This window comes from Microbacterium hanjuni (genome assembly GCF_043556395.1).
Lineage (GTDB): Bacteria > Actinomycetota > Actinomycetes > Actinomycetales > Microbacteriaceae > Microbacterium.
Genome location: NZ_JBIGIK010000001.1, coordinates 751779 through 771870 on the forward strand (window position 1 = coordinate 751779; position 20092 = coordinate 771870).

The 20092-nt window shown below is 70.1% G+C and carries 23 protein-coding genes and 1 tRNA gene; 5 read left to right on the forward strand and 19 right to left on the reverse strand.

Features of this window, described 5'->3' with window-relative positions; genetic code table 11:
- The first annotated feature begins 16 nt into the window (after positions 1-16).
- Both ACFXP5_RS03875 and ACFXP5_RS03880 read left to right on the forward strand, forming a co-directional pair.
- Positions 17-835 (forward strand): siderophore-interacting protein, encoded by an 819-nt coding sequence (locus ACFXP5_RS03875; protein ID WP_394543571.1) that lies wholly within the window; start codon positions 17-19, stop codon positions 833-835.
- A gap of 174 nt (positions 836-1009) precedes the next feature.
- Positions 1010-1663 (forward strand): SIMPL domain-containing protein, encoded by a 654-nt coding sequence (locus tag ACFXP5_RS03880; protein ID WP_394543572.1) that lies wholly within the window; start codon positions 1010-1012, stop codon positions 1661-1663.
- A 21-nt stretch (positions 1664-1684) separates the two neighbouring features.
- Here the strand turns inward: ACFXP5_RS03880 and smpB are convergent, their stop codons facing one another.
- From smpB to prfB, 4 genes are all read right to left on the reverse strand, one after another.
- Complete coding sequence (smpB, locus tag ACFXP5_RS03885) at positions 1685-2161, reverse strand: SsrA-binding protein SmpB (RefSeq protein WP_394527086.1); 477 nt, start codon at positions 2159-2161, stop codon at positions 1685-1687.
- 72 nt (positions 2162-2233) lie between these two features.
- The gene (gene ftsX / locus ACFXP5_RS03890) at positions 2234-3148 is read right to left on the reverse strand and encodes a permease-like cell division protein FtsX (protein WP_394543573.1); all 915 of its coding nucleotides are present in this window, start codon (positions 3146-3148) and stop codon (positions 2234-2236) included.
- Entirely contained in the window at positions 3145-4119 is a 975-nt protein-coding gene (ftsE, locus tag ACFXP5_RS03895; RefSeq protein WP_394543574.1) for a cell division ATP-binding protein FtsE, read from the reverse strand. Before ftsE ends, ftsX begins: the two co-directional genes overlap by 4 nt.
- 263 nt (positions 4120-4382) lie before the next feature.
- Positions 4383-5492 carry a peptide chain release factor 2 gene (prfB, locus tag ACFXP5_RS03900; protein ID WP_394527091.1) on the reverse strand — a complete coding sequence of 370 codons (1110 nt, stop codon included), beginning with the start codon at positions 5490-5492 and terminating at the stop codon, positions 4383-4385.
- A gap of 70 nt (positions 5493-5562) precedes the next feature.
- Between prfB and ACFXP5_RS03905 the strand changes: the two genes are divergently transcribed.
- On the forward strand, positions 5563-6831 hold the full coding sequence (locus tag ACFXP5_RS03905; protein WP_394543575.1) for an MFS transporter: 1269 nt from the start codon (positions 5563-5565) through the stop codon (positions 6829-6831).
- Here ACFXP5_RS03905 and ACFXP5_RS03910 read toward each other — a convergent pair.
- From ACFXP5_RS03910 to ACFXP5_RS03980, 15 genes are all read right to left on the reverse strand, one after another.
- The gene (locus ACFXP5_RS03910) at positions 6828-7760 is read right to left on the reverse strand and encodes a CPBP family intramembrane glutamic endopeptidase (protein WP_394543576.1); all 933 of its coding nucleotides are present in this window, start codon (positions 7758-7760) and stop codon (positions 6828-6830) included. The genes ACFXP5_RS03905 and ACFXP5_RS03910 overlap by 4 nt on opposite strands.
- Before the next feature lie 9 nt (positions 7761-7769).
- On the reverse strand, positions 7770-8423 hold the full coding sequence (locus tag ACFXP5_RS03915; protein ID WP_394543577.1) for a hypothetical protein: 654 nt from the start codon (positions 8421-8423) through the stop codon (positions 7770-7772).
- 255 nt (positions 8424-8678) lie between these two features.
- Positions 8679-9338, reverse strand: a complete 660-nt coding sequence (locus ACFXP5_RS03920) for a response regulator (RefSeq protein ID WP_394543578.1) — start codon at positions 9336-9338, stop codon at positions 8679-8681.
- Entirely contained in the window at positions 9335-10570 is a 1236-nt protein-coding gene (locus tag ACFXP5_RS03925) for a sensor histidine kinase (RefSeq protein WP_394543579.1), read from the reverse strand. Before ACFXP5_RS03925 ends, ACFXP5_RS03920 begins: the two co-directional genes overlap by 4 nt.
- Before the next feature lie 68 nt (positions 10571-10638).
- Entirely contained in the window at positions 10639-11838 is a 1200-nt protein-coding gene (locus tag ACFXP5_RS03930; protein ID WP_394543580.1) for a serine hydrolase domain-containing protein, read from the reverse strand.
- A 25-nt stretch (positions 11839-11863) separates the two neighbouring features.
- A complete protein-coding gene (locus tag ACFXP5_RS03935) occupies positions 11864-12685 on the reverse strand; it encodes an ABC transporter permease family protein (protein ID WP_394527104.1) in 822 nt (273 codons plus the stop codon).
- The gene (locus ACFXP5_RS03940) at positions 12685-13416 is read right to left on the reverse strand and encodes an ABC transporter ATP-binding protein (protein ID WP_394527106.1); all 732 of its coding nucleotides are present in this window, start codon (positions 13414-13416) and stop codon (positions 12685-12687) included. Before ACFXP5_RS03940 ends, ACFXP5_RS03935 begins: the two co-directional genes overlap by 1 nt.
- 204 nt (positions 13417-13620) lie before the next feature.
- Positions 13621-14481 (reverse strand): aldo/keto reductase, encoded by an 861-nt coding sequence (locus tag ACFXP5_RS03945; RefSeq protein WP_394543581.1) that lies wholly within the window; start codon positions 14479-14481, stop codon positions 13621-13623.
- A 120-nt stretch (positions 14482-14601) separates the two neighbouring features.
- Positions 14602-15009, reverse strand: coding sequence for a pilus assembly protein TadG-related protein (locus ACFXP5_RS03950; protein WP_394543582.1), 408 nt, complete (start codon positions 15007-15009; stop codon positions 14602-14604).
- A gap of 8 nt (positions 15010-15017) precedes the next feature.
- Positions 15018-15491 carry a TadE family protein gene (locus tag ACFXP5_RS03955; RefSeq protein ID WP_394543583.1) on the reverse strand — a complete coding sequence of 158 codons (474 nt, stop codon included), beginning with the start codon at positions 15489-15491 and terminating at the stop codon, positions 15018-15020.
- Complete coding sequence (locus ACFXP5_RS03960; protein WP_394543584.1) at positions 15466-15864, reverse strand: TadE/TadG family type IV pilus assembly protein; 399 nt, start codon at positions 15862-15864, stop codon at positions 15466-15468. Before ACFXP5_RS03960 ends, ACFXP5_RS03955 begins: the two co-directional genes overlap by 26 nt.
- A 1-nt stretch (position 15865) precedes the next feature.
- A complete protein-coding gene (locus ACFXP5_RS03965; protein ID WP_394527114.1) occupies positions 15866-16057 on the reverse strand; it encodes a hypothetical protein in 192 nt (63 codons plus the stop codon).
- A 22-nt stretch (positions 16058-16079) separates the two neighbouring features.
- Entirely contained in the window at positions 16080-16997 is a 918-nt protein-coding gene (locus ACFXP5_RS03970) for a type II secretion system F family protein (protein ID WP_394543586.1), read from the reverse strand.
- 8 nt (positions 16998-17005) lie between these two features.
- Positions 17006-17863 carry a type II secretion system F family protein gene (locus ACFXP5_RS03975; protein WP_394543587.1) on the reverse strand — a complete coding sequence of 286 codons (858 nt, stop codon included), beginning with the start codon at positions 17861-17863 and terminating at the stop codon, positions 17006-17008.
- Positions 17860-19017, reverse strand: coding sequence for a TadA family conjugal transfer-associated ATPase (locus ACFXP5_RS03980; RefSeq protein ID WP_394543588.1), 1158 nt, complete (start codon positions 19015-19017; stop codon positions 17860-17862). Before ACFXP5_RS03980 ends, ACFXP5_RS03975 begins: the two co-directional genes overlap by 4 nt.
- A gap of 149 nt (positions 19018-19166) precedes the next feature.
- Between ACFXP5_RS03980 and ACFXP5_RS03985 the strand changes: the two genes are divergently transcribed.
- Positions 19167-19248: transfer RNA gene (locus ACFXP5_RS03985), tRNA-Leu, on the forward strand.
- 65 nt (positions 19249-19313) lie between these two features.
- A complete protein-coding gene (locus tag ACFXP5_RS03990; protein WP_394543589.1) occupies positions 19314-20090 on the forward strand; it encodes a DedA family protein in 777 nt (258 codons plus the stop codon).
- Positions 20091-20092 lie beyond the last annotated feature (2 nt).

Genomic DNA, 20092 nt, shown 5'->3' on the forward strand with positions numbered 1-20092 from the left:
GACCTAGGCTGTCGGTGTGCCCTCACCTCGACGCTCCCCCGCCGCTCAGATCACGCTCCAGGTTCTGGGAACGCAGTGGCTCACTCCCGGCCTCGTGCGGGTGACGCTCGGCGGCGACACCTTCGAGGACTACCCCGACCGCGTCGAGACCGACAAGTACGCGAAGCTCTACTTCCCCCCGGCGGGCAGCGCGCTGCGACCGCCGTTCGATCTGGCGGCTCTGCGCGACAGCATCCCCTTCAAAGACCTGCCGACGGTGCGGACGTACACGCTGCGCCGGGTCGACGCCGCCCGGCGTGTGATCGACATCGACTTCGTCGTGCACGGCGATGTCGGGATCGCGGGGCCGTGGGCGGCGTCGGCGCAGCCCGGTGACACGCTCACCCTCTCCGCGCCCGGCGGCGGGTTCACGCCCGCCGCCGACGCCGACCACCTGCTGCTGATCGGCGACGAATCCGCCCTCCCCGCGATCGCCGCGGCGTTGGAGGCCCTGCCCGCCGGCCTCCCCACCACCGCCGTCCTCGAGACGCGCTCGCCCGAGCACCGCGTCGAGCTGCCCGTGTCGGCCGCCCGGGTCACCTGGATCGACGAGGAGCACGACGCTCCCGGCACGCGCCTGGTCGAAGCCGTGGGCGCCCTGGCGTGGCCCGCCGGGGTGGTGCAGGTCTTCGCGCACGGTGAACGCGGCGCCATGAAGGCGCTGCGCCCACTGCTCGCCGAGCGCGGTGTCGAGCGCTCCCACCTCTCGTTGTCGGCCTACTGGGCCGCGGGACGCACCGAAGACGCCTTCCAGGCCGAGAAGCGGCTGCCCGTCGGGCAGATCTTCCCCGGCTAAGCCCGGCCTCACCCCGGGCGAGCGGCCTCACCGGGGTCGGCTGTGGTCGGCCGACTTCACCCCGGTCGGAGAATCGCGCCATCGTCGGAGGGAACGCGCCACATCCTCCGACAATGGAGCGATTCTCCGACGCTGGTGCGCGCCCGGGGCGAGCTCGCGCCATAGTCTGTCCGCATGAGCGACGTCGTCATCACGGTGCGGGGCGAACACGAACGGCGCGTGTCGCCCGAGCGGGCGATCGTGCAGCTGTCGGTGCGCGCGGACGGACCCGAGCGCGGACCTGTCGTCGAGCGCGTGAACGCCGCCGCGGCCCCGATCCGCGAGGGTCTCGAGGCTCACGAACGCTCGGGCGAGGTGGCCGACTGGTCGAGCGGGCGCGTCTCGGTCTGGTCGGAGCGGCCCTGGAACAACGAGGGCCTGCAGCTCGCGCCGGTGCACCACGCCTCGATCGAGGTGGTCGTCACCTTCGTCGACTTCGCCGCCCTGTCGTGGTGGCTGGGCGAGACCGCCGAGGTCGCCGAGGTGCAGATCAACGGCGTCGAGTGGGCGCTCACCCCCGCGACCCGTGCCACGGCCGAGCGCGAGACCGCCGCGGACGCCGTCCGCACGGCCGTCACGCGCGCCGAGGCCTATGCCGAGGCGCTCGGCCTCGACTCGGTCACCCCGATCGAGATCGCCGACGTCGGGCTGCTCGCTCCGGGAGCGGAGCACGCTTCCGCCCCGCGCATGATGCGGATGGTGGCCGACGCGTCGGCACCGGCCATCGCCGTGCAGCCGGCCGACATCGTGGTCACGGCCGCCGTCGAGGCGCGCTTCCGCGCGTCGTAGCCGGTTCCGAAGGCGGCGAGCTCAGTCGCCGAGGCGGTTCTTCGAACGCATGGCCCGCTCGGCCTCGCGCTTGTCCTCGCGCTCGCGGATCGTCTGGCGCTTCTCGAACTCGCGCTTACCCTTCGCCACCGCGATCTCGACCTTCGCGCGGCCGTCGAGGAAGTAGAGCTTGAGCGGTACCAGGGTGTAGCCGCCCGCCGAGATGGCGTGGGAGAGCTTGATGATCTCTTCCTTGTGCAGCAGCAGCTTGCGGGTGCGCTTCGCCGCGTGGTTCGTCCAGTGCCCCTGCGAGTACTCGGGGATGTTCACGGCGTCGAGGTAGGCCTCGCCCCCGTCGATGTAGGCGTAGCCGTCGCTCAGGTTCGCGCGGCCCTGCCGCAGCGACTTGACCTCGGTGCCGGTGAGCACGATGCCCGCCTCGTAGGTCTTCTCGATCGCGTACTCGTGGCGCGCGCGACGGTTCGTCGCGACCACCTTCTCGCCTTGTTCACGAGGCATGACCCACCTCCTCGGCTTGAATCGGGCTCACGCAGCCCTTCAGTCTACAGCCGCCGAGGCGGTGCGCTCGATCTAGGTGCGCAGCCAGCGGCGGATCGCGAAGCCGGCCGACAGTGCTGCCAGCACCACGCCGACGATCACGATGACCGGGATCACGATGGCGAGGTCGGCCGGACCCACCCAGGCCGTCACGAAGGTCACCCGGCCGCGAAGGTACTGTTCGACACCGAACTCCACGATCGCCCAGATCGCCGCGCTCGCCAGCGCCGATCCGATGAGCGCCGCCAGCACCCCCTCGAGGACGAACGGGGTCTGGATGAACCGATTGGATGCTCCCACCAACCGCATGATTCCGATCTCGCGCCTTCGCGCGAAGGCCGAAAGGCGGATCGTGGTCGCAATGAGCAGCACCGCGGCGATGAGCATGAGAGCGGCGACGCCGATGGCGACGTAGGTGGCGATCGTGAGCGCGTCGAACAGCGGCTCGAGGTATTGCAGCTGGTCGGCCACCTCCTCCACCCCGTCCATCCCGGCGAAGCGCTCGGAGATGACGTCGGACTGGGTCTGGTCGACGAGGTTGATCGAGAACGTCGCGTTCACCTGATCGGGCATGAGGATGTCGGCGTACTCCGCGCCCAGCTGCGCCACGGCCTTGTCGAAGGCCTGCTGGTTGTCATCGAACGTGTAGTCGCGGATGAGCGGCGACAGCGCCGGATCCTGCAGCGCCGCCGTGACCGCGTCGATCTGCTCCTGGGTGGCGAGGCCGTTGGCGCAGGTGCCCGTGTCGGAGACCGAGGAGCACATGTAGACCGCGACCTGTGCCCGGTCGGCCCAGAAGTCCTGCATCTTGCCGATCTGCATCTGCATGAGCATCGCCGCACCGACGAACGTCAGCGACACGAACGTGACGAGCACGACCGAGATCACCATCGAAGCATTGCGGCGGAGACCGGTGAAAGCCTCGCCGAGGATGAGACCGAGCCTCATGAGGTGGGACCCACTTCGTCGTCACGCCGTCCGCCGAGACCCAGGCGGTCCGCCAGCCCGAGCTCATCGATGTCTCCGGGCGCAGCTGCTGCGGCCGGCTCTTCTGCCAGCACCGGCGCCATGGCGGCTTCTGCCGCCGGGGCGAGCTGCTCCGCCGCGTCGCCGAGCGTCTCGGCGACGGTCGGCGACACCTGCGCGACCTCGCGCTGCACCTCGAGCACCGCGGTGAGCGCGGCCACGGCCGCCGCTCCCCGCTCGACCTCGGGAGCGAGTCGGGGAAGGCCCGACGTGTCGCCATACCCGCCGTGGCGCTCGTCGCGCACCATCTCGCCGTTCTGCAGCTCGATCACCCGGCGCTGCATCTGATCGACGAAACCGGCCTCGTGCGTCGCCATTACGACGGTCGTGCCACCGGCGTTGATGCGGGCGAGCAGCTGCATGATGTCGATCGAGGTGGCGGGGTCGAGGTTTCCGGTGGGCTCGTCGGCGAGCAGCACCTGGGGCCGGTTGACGAGGGCGCGAGCGATCGCGACGCGCTGCTGCTCTCCGCCGGACAGCTCGTGCGGCAGCCGCTTCTCCTTGCCCGCGAGCCCCACGAGAGCGAGCGCTTCGGGCACCGCCTGCGAGATGAACCCGCGAGACGCTCCGGTGACCTGCAGCGTGAAGGCCACGTTCTGGAACACAGTCTTGGTGGGAAGCAGGCGGAAGTCCTGGAAGACCGCCCCCACGTGACGTCGGAAATAGGGCACCTTGCGGTTGGACAGCGTGCGGAGGTCTCGCCCGAGCACCACCACCCGGCCCTTGCTCGGCGTCTCTTCGCGGAGGATCAGGCGCAGGCAAGAAGACTTGCCCGAACCGGACTGTCCGACGAGGAAGACGAACTCCCCGCGTTGCACCTCGAAGTCGACCTCGTGGAGGGCGGGTTTGGAGGTGCCGCGATACCGCTTACTGACATTCTCGAACCGGATCATGGCGCAAGAAGCCTAAGCGGCGAGCGTCGCGGCACCCGGCGTGACGCGCCCGGTGCACAGCATCCGTTCTCTTCCGACGCCCTGTTGCTGAGTGAGCGCAGCGAGACGCCCCCGGTCGCTGAGCGAGCGCAGCGAGACGAAGCGTGGATGCTGTCGGCCGCTCTCTGCCCTTCGTCTCGTCGCTGCGCTCCTCGCTCAGGGCGCGATGCCTCCGCCCGGTGCCGCGCCCGCTGAGCGAGCGCAGCGAGACGAAGCGGGGTTGCTCAGTCCTCGATCTTGCGCTTGCGCCACCGGATGCCGGCAGCGATGAGACCGTCGAGATCGCCGTCGAACACGGAGGCGGGGTTTCCGACCTCGTAGCCGGTGCGGAGGTCCTTCACGAGCTGCTGGCCGTAGAGGAAGTACGAGCGCATCTGGTCGCCCCAGCTCGCCGTGATCGTGCCGGCGAGCTCCTTCTTCTTGGCGGCTTCCTCTTCGCGCTGGAGCAGCATGAGGCGCGTCTGCAGCACGCGCATCGCGGCGGCGCGGTTCTGGATCTGCGACTTCTCGTTCTGCATCGACACGACCAGACCCGTGGGGAGGTGGGTGATGCGCACGGCGGAGTCGGTGGTGTTGACCGACTGGCCACCCGGACCGGAGGAGCGGAACACATCGACGCGGATGTCGCCCTCGGGAACCTCCACCTCGACGGCCTCCTCCATCACGGGGATGACCTCGACGGCGGCGAAGCTCGTCTGACGCTTGTCGGCCGAGCCGAAGGGGCTGATGCGCGCGAGGCGGTGGGTACCCGCCTCGACGCTCAGGGTGCCGAAGGCGTAGGGGAAATCGACCTCGAACGTGGCCGACTTGATGCCAGCGCCCTCCGCGAACGAGGTGTCCATCAGCTTCACGGGATACTTGTGACGCTCGGCCCAGCGCAGGTACATGCGCAGCAGCATCTCGGCGAAGTCGGTGGCGTCATCGCCGCCGGCGCCGGAACGGATCGTCACGACGGCTCCGCGCGGGTCGTACTCGCCGTCCAGGAGCGTCTGCACCTCGAGCGCGTTGATGACCTGAGACAGGTCGGCGAGCTCCTTGCGAGCCTCCGCACCGACCTCTTCGTCTTCGGCCTCGAGCGCGAGTTCGACCAGCACCTCGAGGTCGTCGAGGCGTGCGTCGACCTCGGTGATGCGCTTGAGTTCCGACTGGCGGTGGCTCAGCGCGCTCGTGACCTTCTGCGCCTTCTCCACGTCATCCCAGAGGTCAGGTGCGCCGGCCTCCTCGCTGAGGCGGGCGATGTCGGCGTTGAGGGTGTCAACGTCGACCACGGCGCGGATGTCAGCGAAGGTGGAGCGGAGCGCCTGGATGTCGGCGGCGAGATCGAGTTCAAGCATGACTGTTCAGCCTACCGCGGAGTGGGCCACCGGCCGCCACGGAGCGGGTCGCAGGTATGTTGGACAGGACATGGCCGACGATTCCCCGAGGCGCATCCTCGCCCGGTTCGCGCCCATGATCTACGGGCCCACTCTGCTCTTCGCTCTCGGCGAGGGCGCGGTCATCCCCCTCATCCCGATCATCGCCTCGCAGTTGGGCGCCGACATCGCCCTGGCGGCTCTCGTCACCTCCGCGCTCGTCGTGGGCCAGCTGTGCGGCAACATCCCCGCCGGGTGGGCCGTCGCCCGCTTCGGGGAGCGGCTCACGATGGGCGTGGCCGGATGCATCGCGGTCGCGGGGCTCGCCGGGCTGCTGATCGCCCCCAATCTCGCGCTGTTCGCGGCGGCCGTGTTCCTCATCGGCTTCTGCGCCGCCGCCTTCGGGCTCGCGCGGCACTCCTTCATGACCACGCGCGTACCGCTGTCGTTCCGCGCCCGCGCACTGTCACTGCTGGGGGGCACCTTCCGCCTCGGCATGTTCGTGGGCCCGTTCATCGCGGCGGGTCTGTTGGCGGTCTTCGGCGACGAGCACGCGGCCATCTGGTTCTTCGGCTTCTGCCTCATCGGCTCGATCCTGCTGGTCTTCCTGGGTCCTGATCCCGAGCGGGCGGTCGCGGCGCAGTTGCGAGCGGATGCTGCCGACACCGACGACATCGAAGACACCGGCGAACCCGTCACGGGCTCCATACCGACCGTGGAGCGCGTCGGCGTCTTCCGGACGATGTGGCAGTACCGGGGAGTGCTCAGCCGCCTCGGCCTGGCGGCAGCATCCCTGTCGGCCCTCCGCGCGGCCCGCCAGGTCGTCCTGCCGCTCTGGGGCGTCTCGATCGGTCTCGACGCTCCCACGATCGCCCTCGTCGTCGGACTGTCGGGGGCGATCGACTTCGCGCTGTTCTACGCGAGCGGCCAGGTGATGGATCGCTTCGGCCGCCTCTGGGCGGCGCTGCCCGCGATGGTGCTCATGGCAGCGGGCTTCGTCGCGTTGTCGTTGACGCACGACCTCGTCGATGCGAGCCTCTGGTACGCGATCTGCGGCGCGGTGCTCGGCCTGGGCAACGGCTTGTCGAGCGGCATCCTGCTCACCCTCGGCGCCGACGTCGCCCCGACCACCGACCCCGCCCCCTTCCTCGGCTCGTGGCGCACCCTCACCGACGCGGGCGGCGCTGTCGCCCCGTTGCTCATCTCGGCGATCTCGGTGCTCTCCCTGCCGATCGCGACGGCCTCGATGGGCATCGTCGGCGTGCTCGGTGCCCTCGGCTTCATCCGGTGGGTGCCGCGATTCGTGCCGCGGAAGCGCTAAGCGACGATCTCGACCACCGGCGTCACGAGCGCAAGCCTCACCCGCCGCGCGAGCCACGACAGGATCGCGATGACGACCGCGAGCATCAGGATCGGCAGCAGCAGCACCGGGCTGCCCACGCCTGCCGAACGGTCGAATCCGGCGTCCATCTCCCCCGCCATGGCCGCCACAGCGAGGAGGAACACGTTGTTCACCGTGTGGATGGCGATGCCGCTCTCCACTCCCCCGCTCCGCTGCGCGAGTACCGACAGTCCGGCTCCGAAGAGGAAGTAGTACGCGATCAGCCACGGGTCCGCGGCGAAGTGCGCGGCTGAGAAGACGGTCGCGCTCACCACCGTTCCCACCACCAGCGCCCCTCGGGGTGACCGCACCCAGGAACCTGCCGCACGCTGGATGACGCCGCGGAACAAGAACTCCTCCGCCGCGGCCTGCAGCGGAGTCGTCAGCACGATCACGACCAAGAACGCGAGGAGGGTCGGCGATTCCGTCACTCGGAACGCGGGATCGAGGAAACTCGACGCCGCGAACACGAGGTAGAACGGCGCGGCGATCAGCGTCGAGACCGCCAGCCAGCGCCATCGGAAACCGGGGCGCACCGACGGGAAGAAAGACACCCGGACGCCACTGACGTAACGATGCGCCACGATCGCCACCGCGCCCGCCGCGGCGAGGCTGAGGTTCGTCGCTAGGAGGAGGCCCGGGGTGACGGCGACGATGCCCCGGGTGAGGGCCTCCGGGTCCTGCGTTCCGAGCACGAGCTCGACCACGGTGGCGACCAGGCTCCCCACGGTGGTGATCACGAGCACCGCGGCGACCACCACCACGATGCTGAACGCCCCCTTCCACCACCGCGACGCCGGCGTGCGGTAGCTCGAGCTGAACGGCAGCCCGGGGCGCGGGCGGAGCGTGTCGAGAACGTGTTCGAGCATGATCGAGGGCTAGTACGACGAGGGGTGAGCGTCGAGGTGTTCGCGGTAGAGGTCCTGCAGATCGGCCGAACAGTCGACGTAGCGGCGATCACCCGCTCGCTCCACGAGGACCACATCGTTCACGATGACCTCGCAGCTGATCTCCTGAGGGCCGAGGTTGCTCTGCGCGATCACGGCTTGCAGCTGGAAGCTGTTGAACTCCGCCATGAACGACGTCTCGAACTCGTCGGTGGCGTCGACGTCGGTGATGGTGGTCGCGGAATCGCCGTCCGCGGGCGGTTGCGTGTACGACACCGAGAAGTCCCCCTCGGCCTGCACGCGCAGTTCCACCTGCAGCTCTTCCCGCGCCGGTCCGGCGTCGATGCCGCCGATCCATCCCCCGAGCGCAGCCACCGCGATGACCGCGGGCAGCACGAAGGCGAGGGCGGCGACCAGCACGACCGGTGTGGCGAAAAGAGGCGTGCGCCCCGCGCGCCGCGCGGCGACGATCGCGAGCACAAGGGCGACGACACCGAGCAGCAGGCCGGGGATCCACAGGCGCAACCAGAACACACCGAGGATCGAGAGCAGGATCGCGGCTCCCGCGAGCACCCACGCCGCACGAGCCAACCCCGCATTCGGGCGAGCGGACGTGCCCGAAGCGGGCTGGTCGGCCTGTGTCATGGTGTCCCTTCGACGCGGGAGTCAGCGTACCTGCGCGGGGTGTCAGCGCAGCACCGTGCGACTGGTCGCCGTCGCGCTGAGGGTGCGCACGCTACAGGCCCGCGACGCGGGAGATCGCCTGCTCGAACAACTGGGCCGGCGCCGGGCCCGCGAGCGCCCGGATCACGACCACCAGCCCAGGTTGATGCACACACAGCCCGCTCGAGATCGGTCCGAGAATCTGCGACGAACAGAGGCAGGCCGCTGAGCGCCGCGTCAGCCGGCGTCGACGATACCCGCGCGGATGCCCCACAACACGGCCTGCAAGCGGTCGCGTGCGCCGGTCTTCTGCAGAAGGCCCGCGAGGTGGTACTTCACCGTCGTGGGTTCTACGAAGAGCTGATGGGCGATCTCGGCGTTCGACAGCCCCCGCGCGAGCATCCGGAGCACTTCCAGCTCGCGGTCGGTGAGCGGCGAGCTGGGCGTGGGCGGAGCCTGCGCCGGTTCGCGTCGCCGCTCGCCGAATTCGTGCAGGATGCGTCGCGTGAGGCGTTGGTCGAGGGTTCCCTCCCCCGCGGCGACCGACCTCACGGCCGCGAGGAGGGTCGCCTCGTCGGCACCCTTGAGCAAGAACCCGGCCGCACCCGCTTCGAGCGCGGCGAAGACATCGGCGTCGACGTCGAAGGTCGTCAGGATCAAGACGTCGACGTCGAGCGACGGGTCTGACGTGATCGCTCTCGTCGCGGCGATGCCGTCGGTACCGGGCATGCGGATGTCCATGCAGACGACATCGGGATGCAGCTCGCGGGCGAGGCGCACGGCGTCGGCACCGTCGATCGCTTCGCCGACCACCTCGAAGTCGTCTTCGGCGCCGAGGATCACGGCGAGGCCCGCCCTGACGACGGCCTGGTCGTCGGCGATGAGGATGCGGATCACGTGTCGCTCCGTCCGTCGGTGGGAATCGTGAGCCGGTTCAGCCACCCGCCGTCGGGCGTCGGCGCCGCCACGAGGTCGGCTCCGATCAACGCGGCGCGCTCCGCCATGCCCGACAGGCCGAACCCTTGGCGCGATCGTGCGCCGCCTCGCGCGGGCTGATCGGGGCCGGGCTCGTTCGCGACCGTGAGCTCGACAGCATCCGCCCCGAACCGTACGCTCACCCGGCAAACGGCGCCCGATGCGTGTCGAGCGGCGTTGGCGAGCGACTCCTGAACCATGCGGTAGGCGGCGGTCTCGGCGAGGGGTCCGAGCGCCCGCGCCTCACCGACGACGTTGAACTCGATGTGTTGGCCCCGCTCCCGAGCCGCCTCGACGAGGGCCGCAACGCCCGCAATGGCCGGTGTGGGGCTCGGACCACCCGGGGATTGCGGGTCGTCGTCGTTGCGGAGCAACCCGACCGTTCGACGCAGGTCGGCGAGGGTCGTGCGGGCTTCGTCCTGCACGGTCTGCATCATCGCGCGGGCGCGCTCGGGATCGTTGCGCGTCAGCGCGGTCGCCGCCTGGGCGCTGACGATGATGCCCGAAAGGTGGTGGCCGGCGATGTCGTGAAGCTCGCGCGCGAGGGCTGTGCGCTCGGCGTGCAGCTCGCGGAGCGCGCGGTCGCGCTGTTCGTTCTCTGCCATCCGCGCCTGATCCCGCAGGGCGTCGGCGAGGCGACCGCGACCCCGGACGTAATCGGCCACCCCGGCCGGCACCGCGTACAGCAGCACGATGCGCGTCACCGCCGTGAAGATCAGCACGACCGGCGCCTCGGCCGACCCCGCGGCCATCGCGACGCCGCCGACGAGGGTGGTCGCCGCGGCGCCCGCACCGAGCGCGATCCACGTCGCCCGCCCGGGCTCGTGACGCGCCATCGCGTAGGAAGCGAAAAGTACGCCCAACGCGCCGATGCCCAGTTCGCCGGCCGTCGTCGCGAGGATCACGAGGTCGAGGAACACGACCGCACCGAACACGATCAGCGGGCTGCGCAGTCGCATCAGCAAGGCGACGGCCTGGAGGACGACCAATCCGGCGTGCACCAACGGCGAAACGTCGCCGGGCACCGAGTGGGGAACCTCTTGGACCCAGAAGTCGATGCCGATGTAGCCGACCGCGCCCGCAAGCACCAGCAGAGGCGGAAGCGCCGACCGAAGGCGATCGGCGAGCGCCGTCGGTCGCGCCGAAGAAGACATGGGGCGAGTCAACCACGCCGGATGCCGACCCCCGTGGGAGTCGGCATCCGGTGTGAGCGGTGTGTCGGTTACGCGTCGCACAGCGTCTCGTCGAGCGCGTCGGCGACCATCTTGTAGTACGCGAGCAGGTTCTCTTCGTCTTCTTGCGAGACGATGGCCCACGGCAGTGAGGTCACGGCGATCGTGACGGCGGTGCCGTCAGGACCGACCGCGTTGCGCGTCTGAGTTCCGGGGATGTCTCCGCCGTGGCCCCAGGCCAGTCCTCCGCAGCTCAGCGGGTGGCTCTGCAGACCCAGACCGTACGCTGCTTCGGGCCACAGCTCGTCGCCTGCAGGCACGCTGCGCTGCATCTCGGCGACGCTCGCCTCGTCGAGGAGCTCCCCGCCCAGCACGGCCTTCATGAAGCTGTTGAGCTCACTCGGAGTCGAGACCATCGCGCCTGCCGACCACGCGAACGAGGTGTCCATCTCGGAGATGTCGCGCAGGTCGCCCGGACTGTCGGCGTGGTAGCCGATCGGGTGCTCGCCCCGAAGCTCACGCTCTCCCGGTGCAGGGAAGTACGTGTGCTCGAGACCGAGCGGCTGCACGATGCGCTCGTCGATCTGCTGGGCCAGCGCGCGGTCGGTGACGGCCTCGACCATCAGGCCGAGCACGAGGTAATTCGTGTTGCTGTACTCCCATCGCTCCCCCGGCGCGAACGCGGCAGGCCGCGTGAGGGCGACATCGAGCATGTCGCGCGGAGAGATGTACAGCTCCTGCGCGCCGAACGCGTCGGCGGCGATCTGGTCGGCGTACTCGGGAAGCCCCGTCACCTGCTGCAAGAGCTGGTGCACGGTGATGCGCGTGCCGTCGATGCCGTCGCCGACGATGAGGCCCGGCAGGTAGGTGTCGATCGGGGCGTCGAGGTCGACGCGCCCTTCTTCGACGAGCTGCATCACCACGGTGGAGACGAACATCTTCGTGTTGCTGGCGATCCGCACCTCACCGTCGACGGGGGGCTTCTCGCCGGTCTCGATGTTGCCCTCCCCCACGGTGACGTTGACGACGTTTCCCTCGGGATCGGTCACCGACGCGAGCACTCCCGGGTAGCCGGCATCGACCAGGGCCTGCAGTCTCGTCTCGAGAGGGCTCGCGGTGGCGGGCTGGTCGGCCGTGCGGAAGAGGGCACCGGCGGTGACGGCACCGGCGACCAGCACAGCGGCGGCTGAGATGCCGATCACGGTGCGCACGGGGCGGCGCTGGGTGGGAGGGGTGATGGTGTCAGTCATGGTCTCGTTCCTTTTCGGGGGGGGGTCAGATGTCGCGCCGGGCGAGGGCGACGGATGCTGCCGCCAAGGCCGCGACCGTGAGTGCGGCGAGGGCGACCAGGGCAACCACGGGGTTCAGCACCGCAGAGCCGCCGTGGATGACGTTCTGAGCGAGAGCGACGGGGAGGAACTGGGTCCAGAGCGGTGACGTGCCGCTGACCAACTGGGTCGTGGCGGCCACGATCGGTTCGACGAACAGGATCGCGATCATGGTCAGTACCCCGGCGAGCTGGGTGCGCACCAGAATGCCGACGGCCAGGCCTATGAGCGCGAGGCCCGCGATGGCGAATACCCCGCGACCGAGAGTCGCGACGACGTCGCCGATGGCGGCCGTGAACGGTGTCCCCGTCACGGCGAGAGTGCCGAGCAGGGTGATGAGAGCAGCGACCGCCATCACGGCACCGACGATCAGGCCGATGAGGCCGACCGCACCGGCTTTGCCGAGGACGATGCGACCGCGACGCGGCGAGGCGAGGACTGCGCCCACGATGCCGCCGTAACGGTCGTCGCTCGTGCCGGCGAGGACGCCGAGCAGCACGATCGCAATGAGCGCGACTCCGATCGAGCTGCTCCCCATCGACGCACCGAGGGGGTTGAGGGTGTCGAGCTGGGATGCGGCCGACGTGAGGTCGAGGATCGGGAAGTCCGAGCCGAGGGCCTCGGCGCCCGGGCCGATGTCGCCCCGCGCCAAGGCAGGGAGCACCGTCACGAAAGTCAGCTGCGTGAGGATCAGGCCGATCACAGCGACGGCCGCGGCGACCTTCGTTGCTGTGGTGGTGGTGAGGGCGATGAGTTCTGCGCGGAACATCAGCGCACCCCCGTCGTTCCGGTGACCTGGAGGTAGTAGCCCTCGAGGTCTCCGCTGGCGGCGGCGTGCACTTCGTCCATCGTGGCGCTGGCGACGACCCGGCCGTCGGCGATCACCACCACGTCGTCTGCGATGTCCTGGACATCGGAGAGGAGATGCGACGAGAGCAGCACCGTGCCGCCGCCGTCGGCGAAGGAGCGCAGGCGGCGTCGGAGCCACTGCATGCCCGCGGGGTCGAGCCCGTTCGACGGTTCGTCGAGCACGAGCACCTGCGGTTCGCCCAGAAGAGCGGCCGCGATGGCGATGCGCTGCTTCATGCCGAGCGAATACCCGCCGGCGCGGCGGTCGGCGTCGGCGGTCATGTTCACCTCGGCGAGCACGGCGTCGACTCGTTCGTCGGAGACGCCGGTGCGGGCGGCGGCGATGCGCAGGTGCTGGCGCCCGGTACGGGCCGGGTGCAGACCGCCCGCGTCGAGCACGGCCCCGACCGAGCGTGCGGGCTGGTCGAGGTCACGGTAGGGCGCTCCGAAGACGAGCGCCTGGCCCGCGTCGGCGGCGGCGAGGCCGAGGAGCAGGCGGATGGTCGTGGTCTTCCCTGCACCGTTGGGTCCGAGAAGACCCACGACGCGTCCGGGAGCGATCGTGAAGGTGACGTCATCGACGCGTGGGCGGCCGCGGAAGGTCTTCCGCAACCCACGCGCTTCGAGGGGCGGGGAGGTTGAAATGTTCATGTCTTCAGCCTCGTCACGGCGGCCCCGCAGCACCCCCCTCCGCGGCACAGTGTGCGCCTAGCCGAAAGGTCAGTGCTGGTTCACCGTGGTCACCCGCCGGCGTCACGGGCCGCAGTGCGAGTGGTCGACTCGTCCGGGTCACGACGTGCAACGGCCCCGCAGCATCCGTTCAGAGGATGCCGCGGGGCCGCACTGCGCGACGTGTCAGGACGCCATGAGCGCTTCGAGCTCTTCGGTCGTCAGCTCGATGTCGGCGGCGAGGACGGAGTCCTCGATGCTCGTCGGGCGCGAGGCGCCGGGGATCGGGATGACGCTCGGCGAGAGCGCGAGCTCCCACGCGAGCGTGATCTGCTGGGGGCTGACGCCCCGGGCATCGGCGACGAGCTGGAACGCCTCGTGCTCGCCACCGAGCTCGCCTGCCTTCTTGATGCCGCCGAGCGGCGACCACGGAAGGAAGGCGAGGCCGAGCGATGCGGTGTGCTCGAGCTCCGACAGGCTCGAGCGGAACGCGGGCGAGAACTGGTTCTGCACCGACACCAGCCGACCACCGAGGATCTCGTTCGCGAGGTTGATCTGCGCGACGTCGGCATTCGAGATGCCTGCCATCTGAATGAGGCCCTCGTCGAGCAGGTCGCGGATCGCGCCGATCGAGTCGGCGTAATCCACCTGGGGGTCGGGGCGGTGGAACTGATAGAGGCCGATCGCGTCGACGCCGAGCCGGCGGGCCGAGGCCTTGGCCGCTTCCTTCAGGTACTCGGGGCGGCCGTTCAGCGTCCAGCTGCCGTCACCGGGCCGGAGGTGTCCGCCCTTCGTCGCCACGAGGACGCCCGACGTGTCGCCGGAGTAGCTGCGGAGCGCCTCGGCGATCAGTTCTTCGTTGTGTCCGACTTCGGCCGCCTCGAGCTGGTAGGCGTCGGCCGTGTCGATCAGGGTCACTCCCGCGTCGAGCGCGGCGTGAACCGTGTCGATGGAGCGCTTGCGCTCCGGGCGACCTTCGATCGACATGGGCATTCCGCCCAGGCCGATCGCCGATACGCTGCGGTCGCCGATTTTTCGCTGCTTCATGGGGGTCCTTTCCGGGGGTGCGTTTCCAGGCTATGTACCGGCGCACCGGGTGAGGGCGGTGGTGGCGATGACAGCCGCAAAGGTGTAGGAGTACCCGTTCCGATCAGGGGTGCCCGAGTCTCACCCCACGAGGGCCGTCCGGCTGGTCGCGGTCGAGCTGAGCGGCACCCCGTCGGGAACGAACAGCGATGCGATCGGCGGGTGCCACACTCCCGAGACGGTCACCCGTGCCGAAACCCCGTCGGGTGTCGACGCCGACGAGAGGGTGACGTCCTCCCCCACGACCTCGACGATCTCTGCTGCCTGCGCCCGGACCTGACCGTCGGTGAGCTGAGCGAGCGCTCCGCCGTCGGCCACCGTCAGGGTGAAGCCGTCCGCACCCGCCAGGGCGGCAGCATCCGCCACGCTGTCGAGGTGCTTCTGCGCGAGATACAGGCTGGTCGCGTTGGCACACACGAACACGAGCGAAAGGGCGAGCACCGCGTAACCGAGGGTCAGCAGCATCACGCTCCCCTCGTCCTTCAGCATCCGTCGTCTCATTCCGCTCCCCAGAAGCGCGACACCTTCTGCACCGCCGTCGCCTCGACCGGGATCCGGGCCAGGTGATCGAGCCCGAGGATCGGCGGCACGAGCGGCAGAGCGACATCGGTGCGCACGGTGACCACGACCGTCGCCCCCGCCTGCGGGCAGCCCGACGTCATTCCGGTGCAGGTCACCTCCACCGCGGAGGCTCCCGGGTCGAAGTCGTACTCGGCCGCGACAGCCGCCATCACCTGCTGGGCACGGAGGTCGGCGTCGGCCGCGTCTTCGGATGCCGCGACCGCGCGGGCGATGTGGCGCGCGCCCGACTCCGCGCCCAGCGCCTGGTGCTGCACTGCTCCCAGCGTGATGACGAGGTACACGATGGGCACGAGCAGGATGAGTCCGACGAAGATGAATTCGATCGCGGCCGAGCCCGCATCGTCGAGGGCTCGGCCGGACCGGTCATTCGAACGACTCCACTGGGGCATGGGCGTTCACCTCCATCGCGCGGGGCGCTCCGAGCAGGCCGATGAGCGGCAGCGTCGCCCGCACCGTCACCCGCACCGAGGGGACCCCCGCCTCGGTCGTCTCGACGATCGAGACGTCTTCGGCGTACGACTCCGACACCGCTCGCCCGACCATCTCGCGGGTGCGCGCGACGCCCTCCTCGAGGCTCGTGTCCGCGAGCGCCGCGTGGAACGCCCCCTCCACCGCCGCGTCGTGCACGACGTTGCGCACGTAGATCGCGAGCGCGAGCTGCAGCACCGCGAAGGTCAGCAGTGTCAGCAATCCGCCGACGAGCACGAACTCGACCGGGCTCGAGCCGGTGTCATCGCTCAGCGCGCGGCGGAGGGTGCGCACGCTACAGGCCCGCGACGCGGGAGATCGCCTGCTCGAACAACTGGGCCAACGCAGGGCCCGCGAGCGCCCAGATCACGACCACCAGCCCCGCGGTCATCAGCGTGATCAGTACCCAGCCAGGCACATCACCGCGCTCGTCCTCGAGCGCCTCTCCCCACGCGGTGCGCAGTCGGCGTCCTCGCGACTCCGTCATGTCTCCTCCTTCTTCTGGCCGGTCATCCGATTCCGAGCCGGAGTAGGAACACCCCGGGAAAAACAGCGAACAGCACGCTCAGCGGCAGGATCAGGAACACCAGGGGCAGGAGCATCAGGATCTCCTTGCGCCCGGCCTGTTCGATCAGGGTGCGCTTGGCGTCTTCGCGCGCGTCGCTGGCCTGCGCCTGCAGCACGAGCGCGAGCGGTGCGCCGCGGTCGAGCGCCGCCACCACCTGGTCGACCGAGCGAGAGACGGCGGGGATCTGCACGCGCCGGCTCATCGCCGTCAGCGCGTCGGGAAGGGGTGACCCGGTGCCCACGGCGAGCACCACGGTGCGGATCTCTCCGGTGAGCTCTCCCGAGCCGAGTTCGCCGACCCGGCGCAGCGAGTCGAGGATGCCCTCCCCCGCGGCGAGGCAGAGCGCGAGGAAGTCGAGCACCGTCGGCAGCTCCTCCTCCACCCGGCGAGCGCGAGCACGCGCCGCTGCACTCAACCGCGCGTCGAAGAGGACGGCGGCGGCGACCGCGGCGATCGGCGGGAGCAGTGCCGCTACAGGCGTGAAGGCGCCCACCACCGCCAGTGCCACCAGCACGAGCCCTCCCGCCGCGAGTCCGGCAAGACCCCAAAGCAATTGACGCGAGCGGAACGCCGCAGCATCCCTCCCCCATCCGGCCCGATCGAGGCGACGCTGCAGGGCATCGGCGCCCCCGAACAGGCGCGCGGCGGCGGTGAGCACCTCGCGGGCCACGTCGCGCATGCCCGAGACCGGGGACAGCACCGGCCCCAGGCCCTGCGGGTCGATCACGTCGCGGATGTACGGGGCGATCCGCCGCGAGAGCGACGGCGCGCTGACCCGCGGTGCGAGCGAGAGCAGGAGGCACACGCCGAGGCCGAACGCGCAGCCGATGACGACGGCGAACGCGGATTCGGTCAGCATCCCCGGCGTCACCCGAACCACCGCCGGGGTTCGGGGAGGCGGCCGATCCGCAGCATCACGCGAAAGGCCACGACCGACAGCACGGCCCCGGCCAGGATCAGCCCCACGCCCTCGGGGCTGCTGTAGGCGCGGGCGCCTTCCGGGCGCAGAGCCAGGAGCGTGAGGATGACCCACGGGGCGACCACCCCGAGCACGGCCGCTCCCCGCGTCCACGACTGCCGGGCCTCCACCTCGCCGCGCAGCGTCGCGTCGGCCCGAACGGATCCGGCGAGCGCTCGCAGCACGGTGGTGAGCTCGGTGCCCCCGACCTGGCGGGCCATGCGCAGGGTCTCGATGATGCGGTCGGCGACCGGATCGGACAGCGCGGTCTTGAGGCGGAGAGCGCTGGAATCGAAATGACCGGATGCTCGGATGTCCCGCCCGAACGCGGCGAAAGCCGGGCGGAGCGGCGGTGGCGCGGATGCGGCGAGACTCGCCACCGAGTCGGGGAGCGACATCCCCGCGCGCACCGAGGCGATCAACAGGTCGCAGACATCGGGCCACAGCCCTCGCCGGGAGCGCAGCAGTCGGGTGCGGCGGGCGCGCAGCCACCCGATGGGCGTCGCCGCGGCGGCCACCGCCGCTATCGCTGCGAGGATCGGCACACCCGTGGCGAGCCAGGTGACCGACGCTGCCACGATCGCGCAGACCAGCGACAGCACGATGACCACCCGCGGCCGAACGCTCGCGAAACCCGCGGCCGCGAGGAGCCGGACGAGCGGACCGTCGGGCGCCCCGCGCGGGCGGGTGAACCCCTCCGGCCAGAGCCAGGGCGACACCACCAGCAGCACCCCAGCCGCCAACACCGCTCCGAGCACCACCGTCATCGTCTGCCCGCCCGGTACAGAACGCGCACCTCGGCCGCGTCCCCGAGCAGACGCCCGGTGGGGGTGACGATCTCGGCGACGCGTCGTCGACCGCTGTCGTCGCGCACGCAATGGGCGACGAGGTCGACTGACCGTGCGACCGCGGACAGCACGAAGGCGGCGTCGATGTTGCGTCCGGCCAGGAGCGGCAGCGCGGCGAGTTTCGCGAGGGCCTCCGCCGCGGAGTTCGCGTGGATCGTCGCCGCGCCCGGAACCCCGGTGTTCAACGCGAGCAGCAGGTCGAGGGCTTCGGCGTCACGCACCTCCCCCACGACGAGTCGGTCGGGCCGCATGCGCAACGCCTCTTTCACCAGCCGCCGCAGCGACACCTCCCCGGTGCCCTCGAGGCTCGGCTGGCGACCTTGCATCGCGACCACGTCGGCGGCGTCGATCGCGAGTTCGAACGTCTCCTCGACCGTGATGATCCGCTGGCCGGGTGCCGCCGCCGAGACGAGCGCCGCGAGGAGGGTGGTCTTTCCCGCGTGCGTCGCTCCGGAAACGAGGATGCTGCGCCCCCCGCGCATTCCGTTGGTCAGCAGCGTTGCTGCCTCCGGCGCGAGCGAGCCGCTCTGCACGAGACGCTCGACATCGCGGAACGAGGGAAGGAACTTCCGCACGTTCACGGCCCAGTGGCGGCGGGTGATGTCGGGGATCACGACGTGAAGCCTGCTGCCGTCCGGAAGGGAGGCGTCCACGAACGGCTGTGAGAGGTCCACCCGACGGCCGCTCGAATGCAGCATCCGTTCGACCAGGTCGCGCACGATGGCGTCCGTGAGCACCAGCGGCACCCGTTCGGCCGCCCCGCCTCGCGAGACGAAGACCCGATCGGGGGCGTTCAGCCAGACCTCCTCGACCGTTGGATCGTCGAGGTAGGGCTGGAGAGGGCCGTACCCGGTGACCTGGGCGAGCACGTCGCGCACGCACCCGGCCTCATCATCGACGGGTGCGAGACCGCGGGCGAGGGCGTAGTCGTTGTGCTTGCGTACCTCGCTGTAGGCCACCCGCTTCGCGTGGTCGGGGTCGCGGGCGACGTCGGCCTGCTCGACGCGCAGACGCTCCCGCACGCGCTCCACCACGGCCGCGGTGGCGGACGTGGGTGCGGCGGCGAGACTCACGCGAGCATCTTCGCAACACCCGCGGCGGCGTGCGTCGCGTTGTCCACAGCCCGAGTCGGCAGCATCCGCTCCTACGCCCGGTGACCCCTGTTGTCCACCCCGTTTCTTCCAGGTAGCCGACCACCCGCTCACCTAGACTGATCGCACCAGCGGGAGTGGTGAAATCGGCAGACACGCAGGATTTAGGTTCCTGTGCCTTCGGGCGTGTGGGTTCAAGTCCCACCTTCCGCACGGGGTCTGCCGACACCGCTTCTGAGGACCACCGCTTCCACCTTCAACTGACCATTGAGAGTTCCGTGATTCAGCACTCCGCGCTCATCCCCTGGCTCGACCCCGAGACGATCATCGCGGCGGCCGGCCCCTGGGCCCTGCTCGTGGTCTGCCTCATCATCTTCGCCGAGACCGGTCTGCTGATCGGCTTCCTGCTGCCGGGCGACACCCTGCTCGTCATCGCCGGACTGCTCTCGCACCCGAGCGCCGCCGCGCCGAACGGCGTGTTCGGGCTCAACGTGTGGGTGGTGGCCCTGCTGATCGGGCTCGCGGCCTTCGTCGGCGGCGAGGTCGGGTACCTCATCGGCCACAAGGCCGGCCCCGCGATCTTCGAGCGCAAAGAATCCGGCATCTTCAGCGTGAAGAACGTCGAGCGCACCAACGCGTTCTTCGAGCGCTTCGGCGCCCTCACCGTGATCCTGGCCCGCTTCGTGCCGGTCGTCCGCACCTTCGCGCCGATCGCGGCCGGCGTCGGCCACATGAACAAGTGGAAGTACACCCTCTACAACCTGGTCGGTGCCCTGCTCTGGGGCTTCGGGCTGACGGTGTTCGGCTACGGGATCGGACTCATCCCGCCGATCCGCGACTTCGTGACCGAGTACATCGACGTCATCCTGCTCGCCGCCGTCGCCGGGACCGTGCTCTTCGTCGGCTTCCACTACTTCCGCGAGCGCGCCCACGCCAAGAAGGCGCCGCACGGTGGTTCGCCCGAGACCGACAAGGCCGAGGCCGCGGCGCTCGTGCTCGACGAGGACGTGCTCGAGAACGGCCGGCCCGCCGACGGCGAGACCCCGAAGGCCTGACC

Bases quoted from the DNA above. Each gene is read 5' to 3' on its own strand.
- ACFXP5_RS03880 (WP_394543572.1), top strand. From the start codon at position 1,010: ATGAGCGACGTCGTCATCACGGTGCGGGGCGAACACGAACGGCGCGTG.
- smpB (WP_394527086.1), bottom strand. From the start codon at position 2,161: ATGCCTCGTGAACAAGGCGAGAAGGTGGTCGCGACGAACCGTCGCGCG.
- ftsX (WP_394543573.1), bottom strand. From the start codon at position 3,148: ATGAGGCTCGGTCTCATCCTCGGCGAGGCTTTCACCGGTCTCCGCCGC.
- ftsE (WP_394543574.1), bottom strand. From the start codon at position 4,119: ATGATCCGGTTCGAGAATGTCAGTAAGCGGTATCGCGGCACCTCCAAA.
- prfB (WP_394527091.1), bottom strand. From the start codon at position 5,492: ATGCTTGAACTCGATCTCGCCGCCGACATCCAGGCGCTCCGCTCCACC.
- ACFXP5_RS03905 (WP_394543575.1), top strand. From the start codon at position 5,563: ATGGCCGACGATTCCCCGAGGCGCATCCTCGCCCGGTTCGCGCCCATG.
- ACFXP5_RS03910 (WP_394543576.1), bottom strand. From the start codon at position 7,760: ATGCTCGAACACGTTCTCGACACGCTCCGCCCGCGCCCCGGGCTGCCG.
- ACFXP5_RS03915 (WP_394543577.1), bottom strand. From the start codon at position 8,423: ATGACACAGGCCGACCAGCCCGCTTCGGGCACGTCCGCTCGCCCGAAT.
- ACFXP5_RS03925 (WP_394543579.1), bottom strand. From the start codon at position 10,570: ATGTCTTCTTCGGCGCGACCGACGGCGCTCGCCGATCGCCTTCGGTCG.
- ACFXP5_RS03930 (WP_394543580.1), bottom strand. From the start codon at position 11,838: ATGACTGACACCATCACCCCTCCCACCCAGCGCCGCCCCGTGCGCACC.
- ACFXP5_RS03935 (WP_394527104.1), bottom strand. From the start codon at position 12,685: ATGTTCCGCGCAGAACTCATCGCCCTCACCACCACCACAGCAACGAAG.
- ACFXP5_RS03940 (WP_394527106.1), bottom strand. From the start codon at position 13,416: ATGAACATTTCAACCTCCCCGCCCCTCGAAGCGCGTGGGTTGCGGAAG.
- ACFXP5_RS03945 (WP_394543581.1), bottom strand. From the start codon at position 14,481: ATGAAGCAGCGAAAAATCGGCGACCGCAGCGTATCGGCGATCGGCCTG.
- ACFXP5_RS03950 (WP_394543582.1), bottom strand. From the start codon at position 15,009: ATGCTGAAGGACGAGGGGAGCGTGATGCTGCTGACCCTCGGTTACGCG.
- ACFXP5_RS03955 (WP_394543583.1), bottom strand. From the start codon at position 15,491: ATGCCCCAGTGGAGTCGTTCGAATGACCGGTCCGGCCGAGCCCTCGAC.
- ACFXP5_RS03965 (WP_394527114.1), bottom strand. From the start codon at position 16,057: ATGACGGAGTCGCGAGGACGCCGACTGCGCACCGCGTGGGGAGAGGCG.
- ACFXP5_RS03970 (WP_394543586.1), bottom strand. From the start codon at position 16,997: ATGCTGACCGAATCCGCGTTCGCCGTCGTCATCGGCTGCGCGTTCGGC.
- ACFXP5_RS03975 (WP_394543587.1), bottom strand. From the start codon at position 17,863: ATGACGGTGGTGCTCGGAGCGGTGTTGGCGGCTGGGGTGCTGCTGGTG.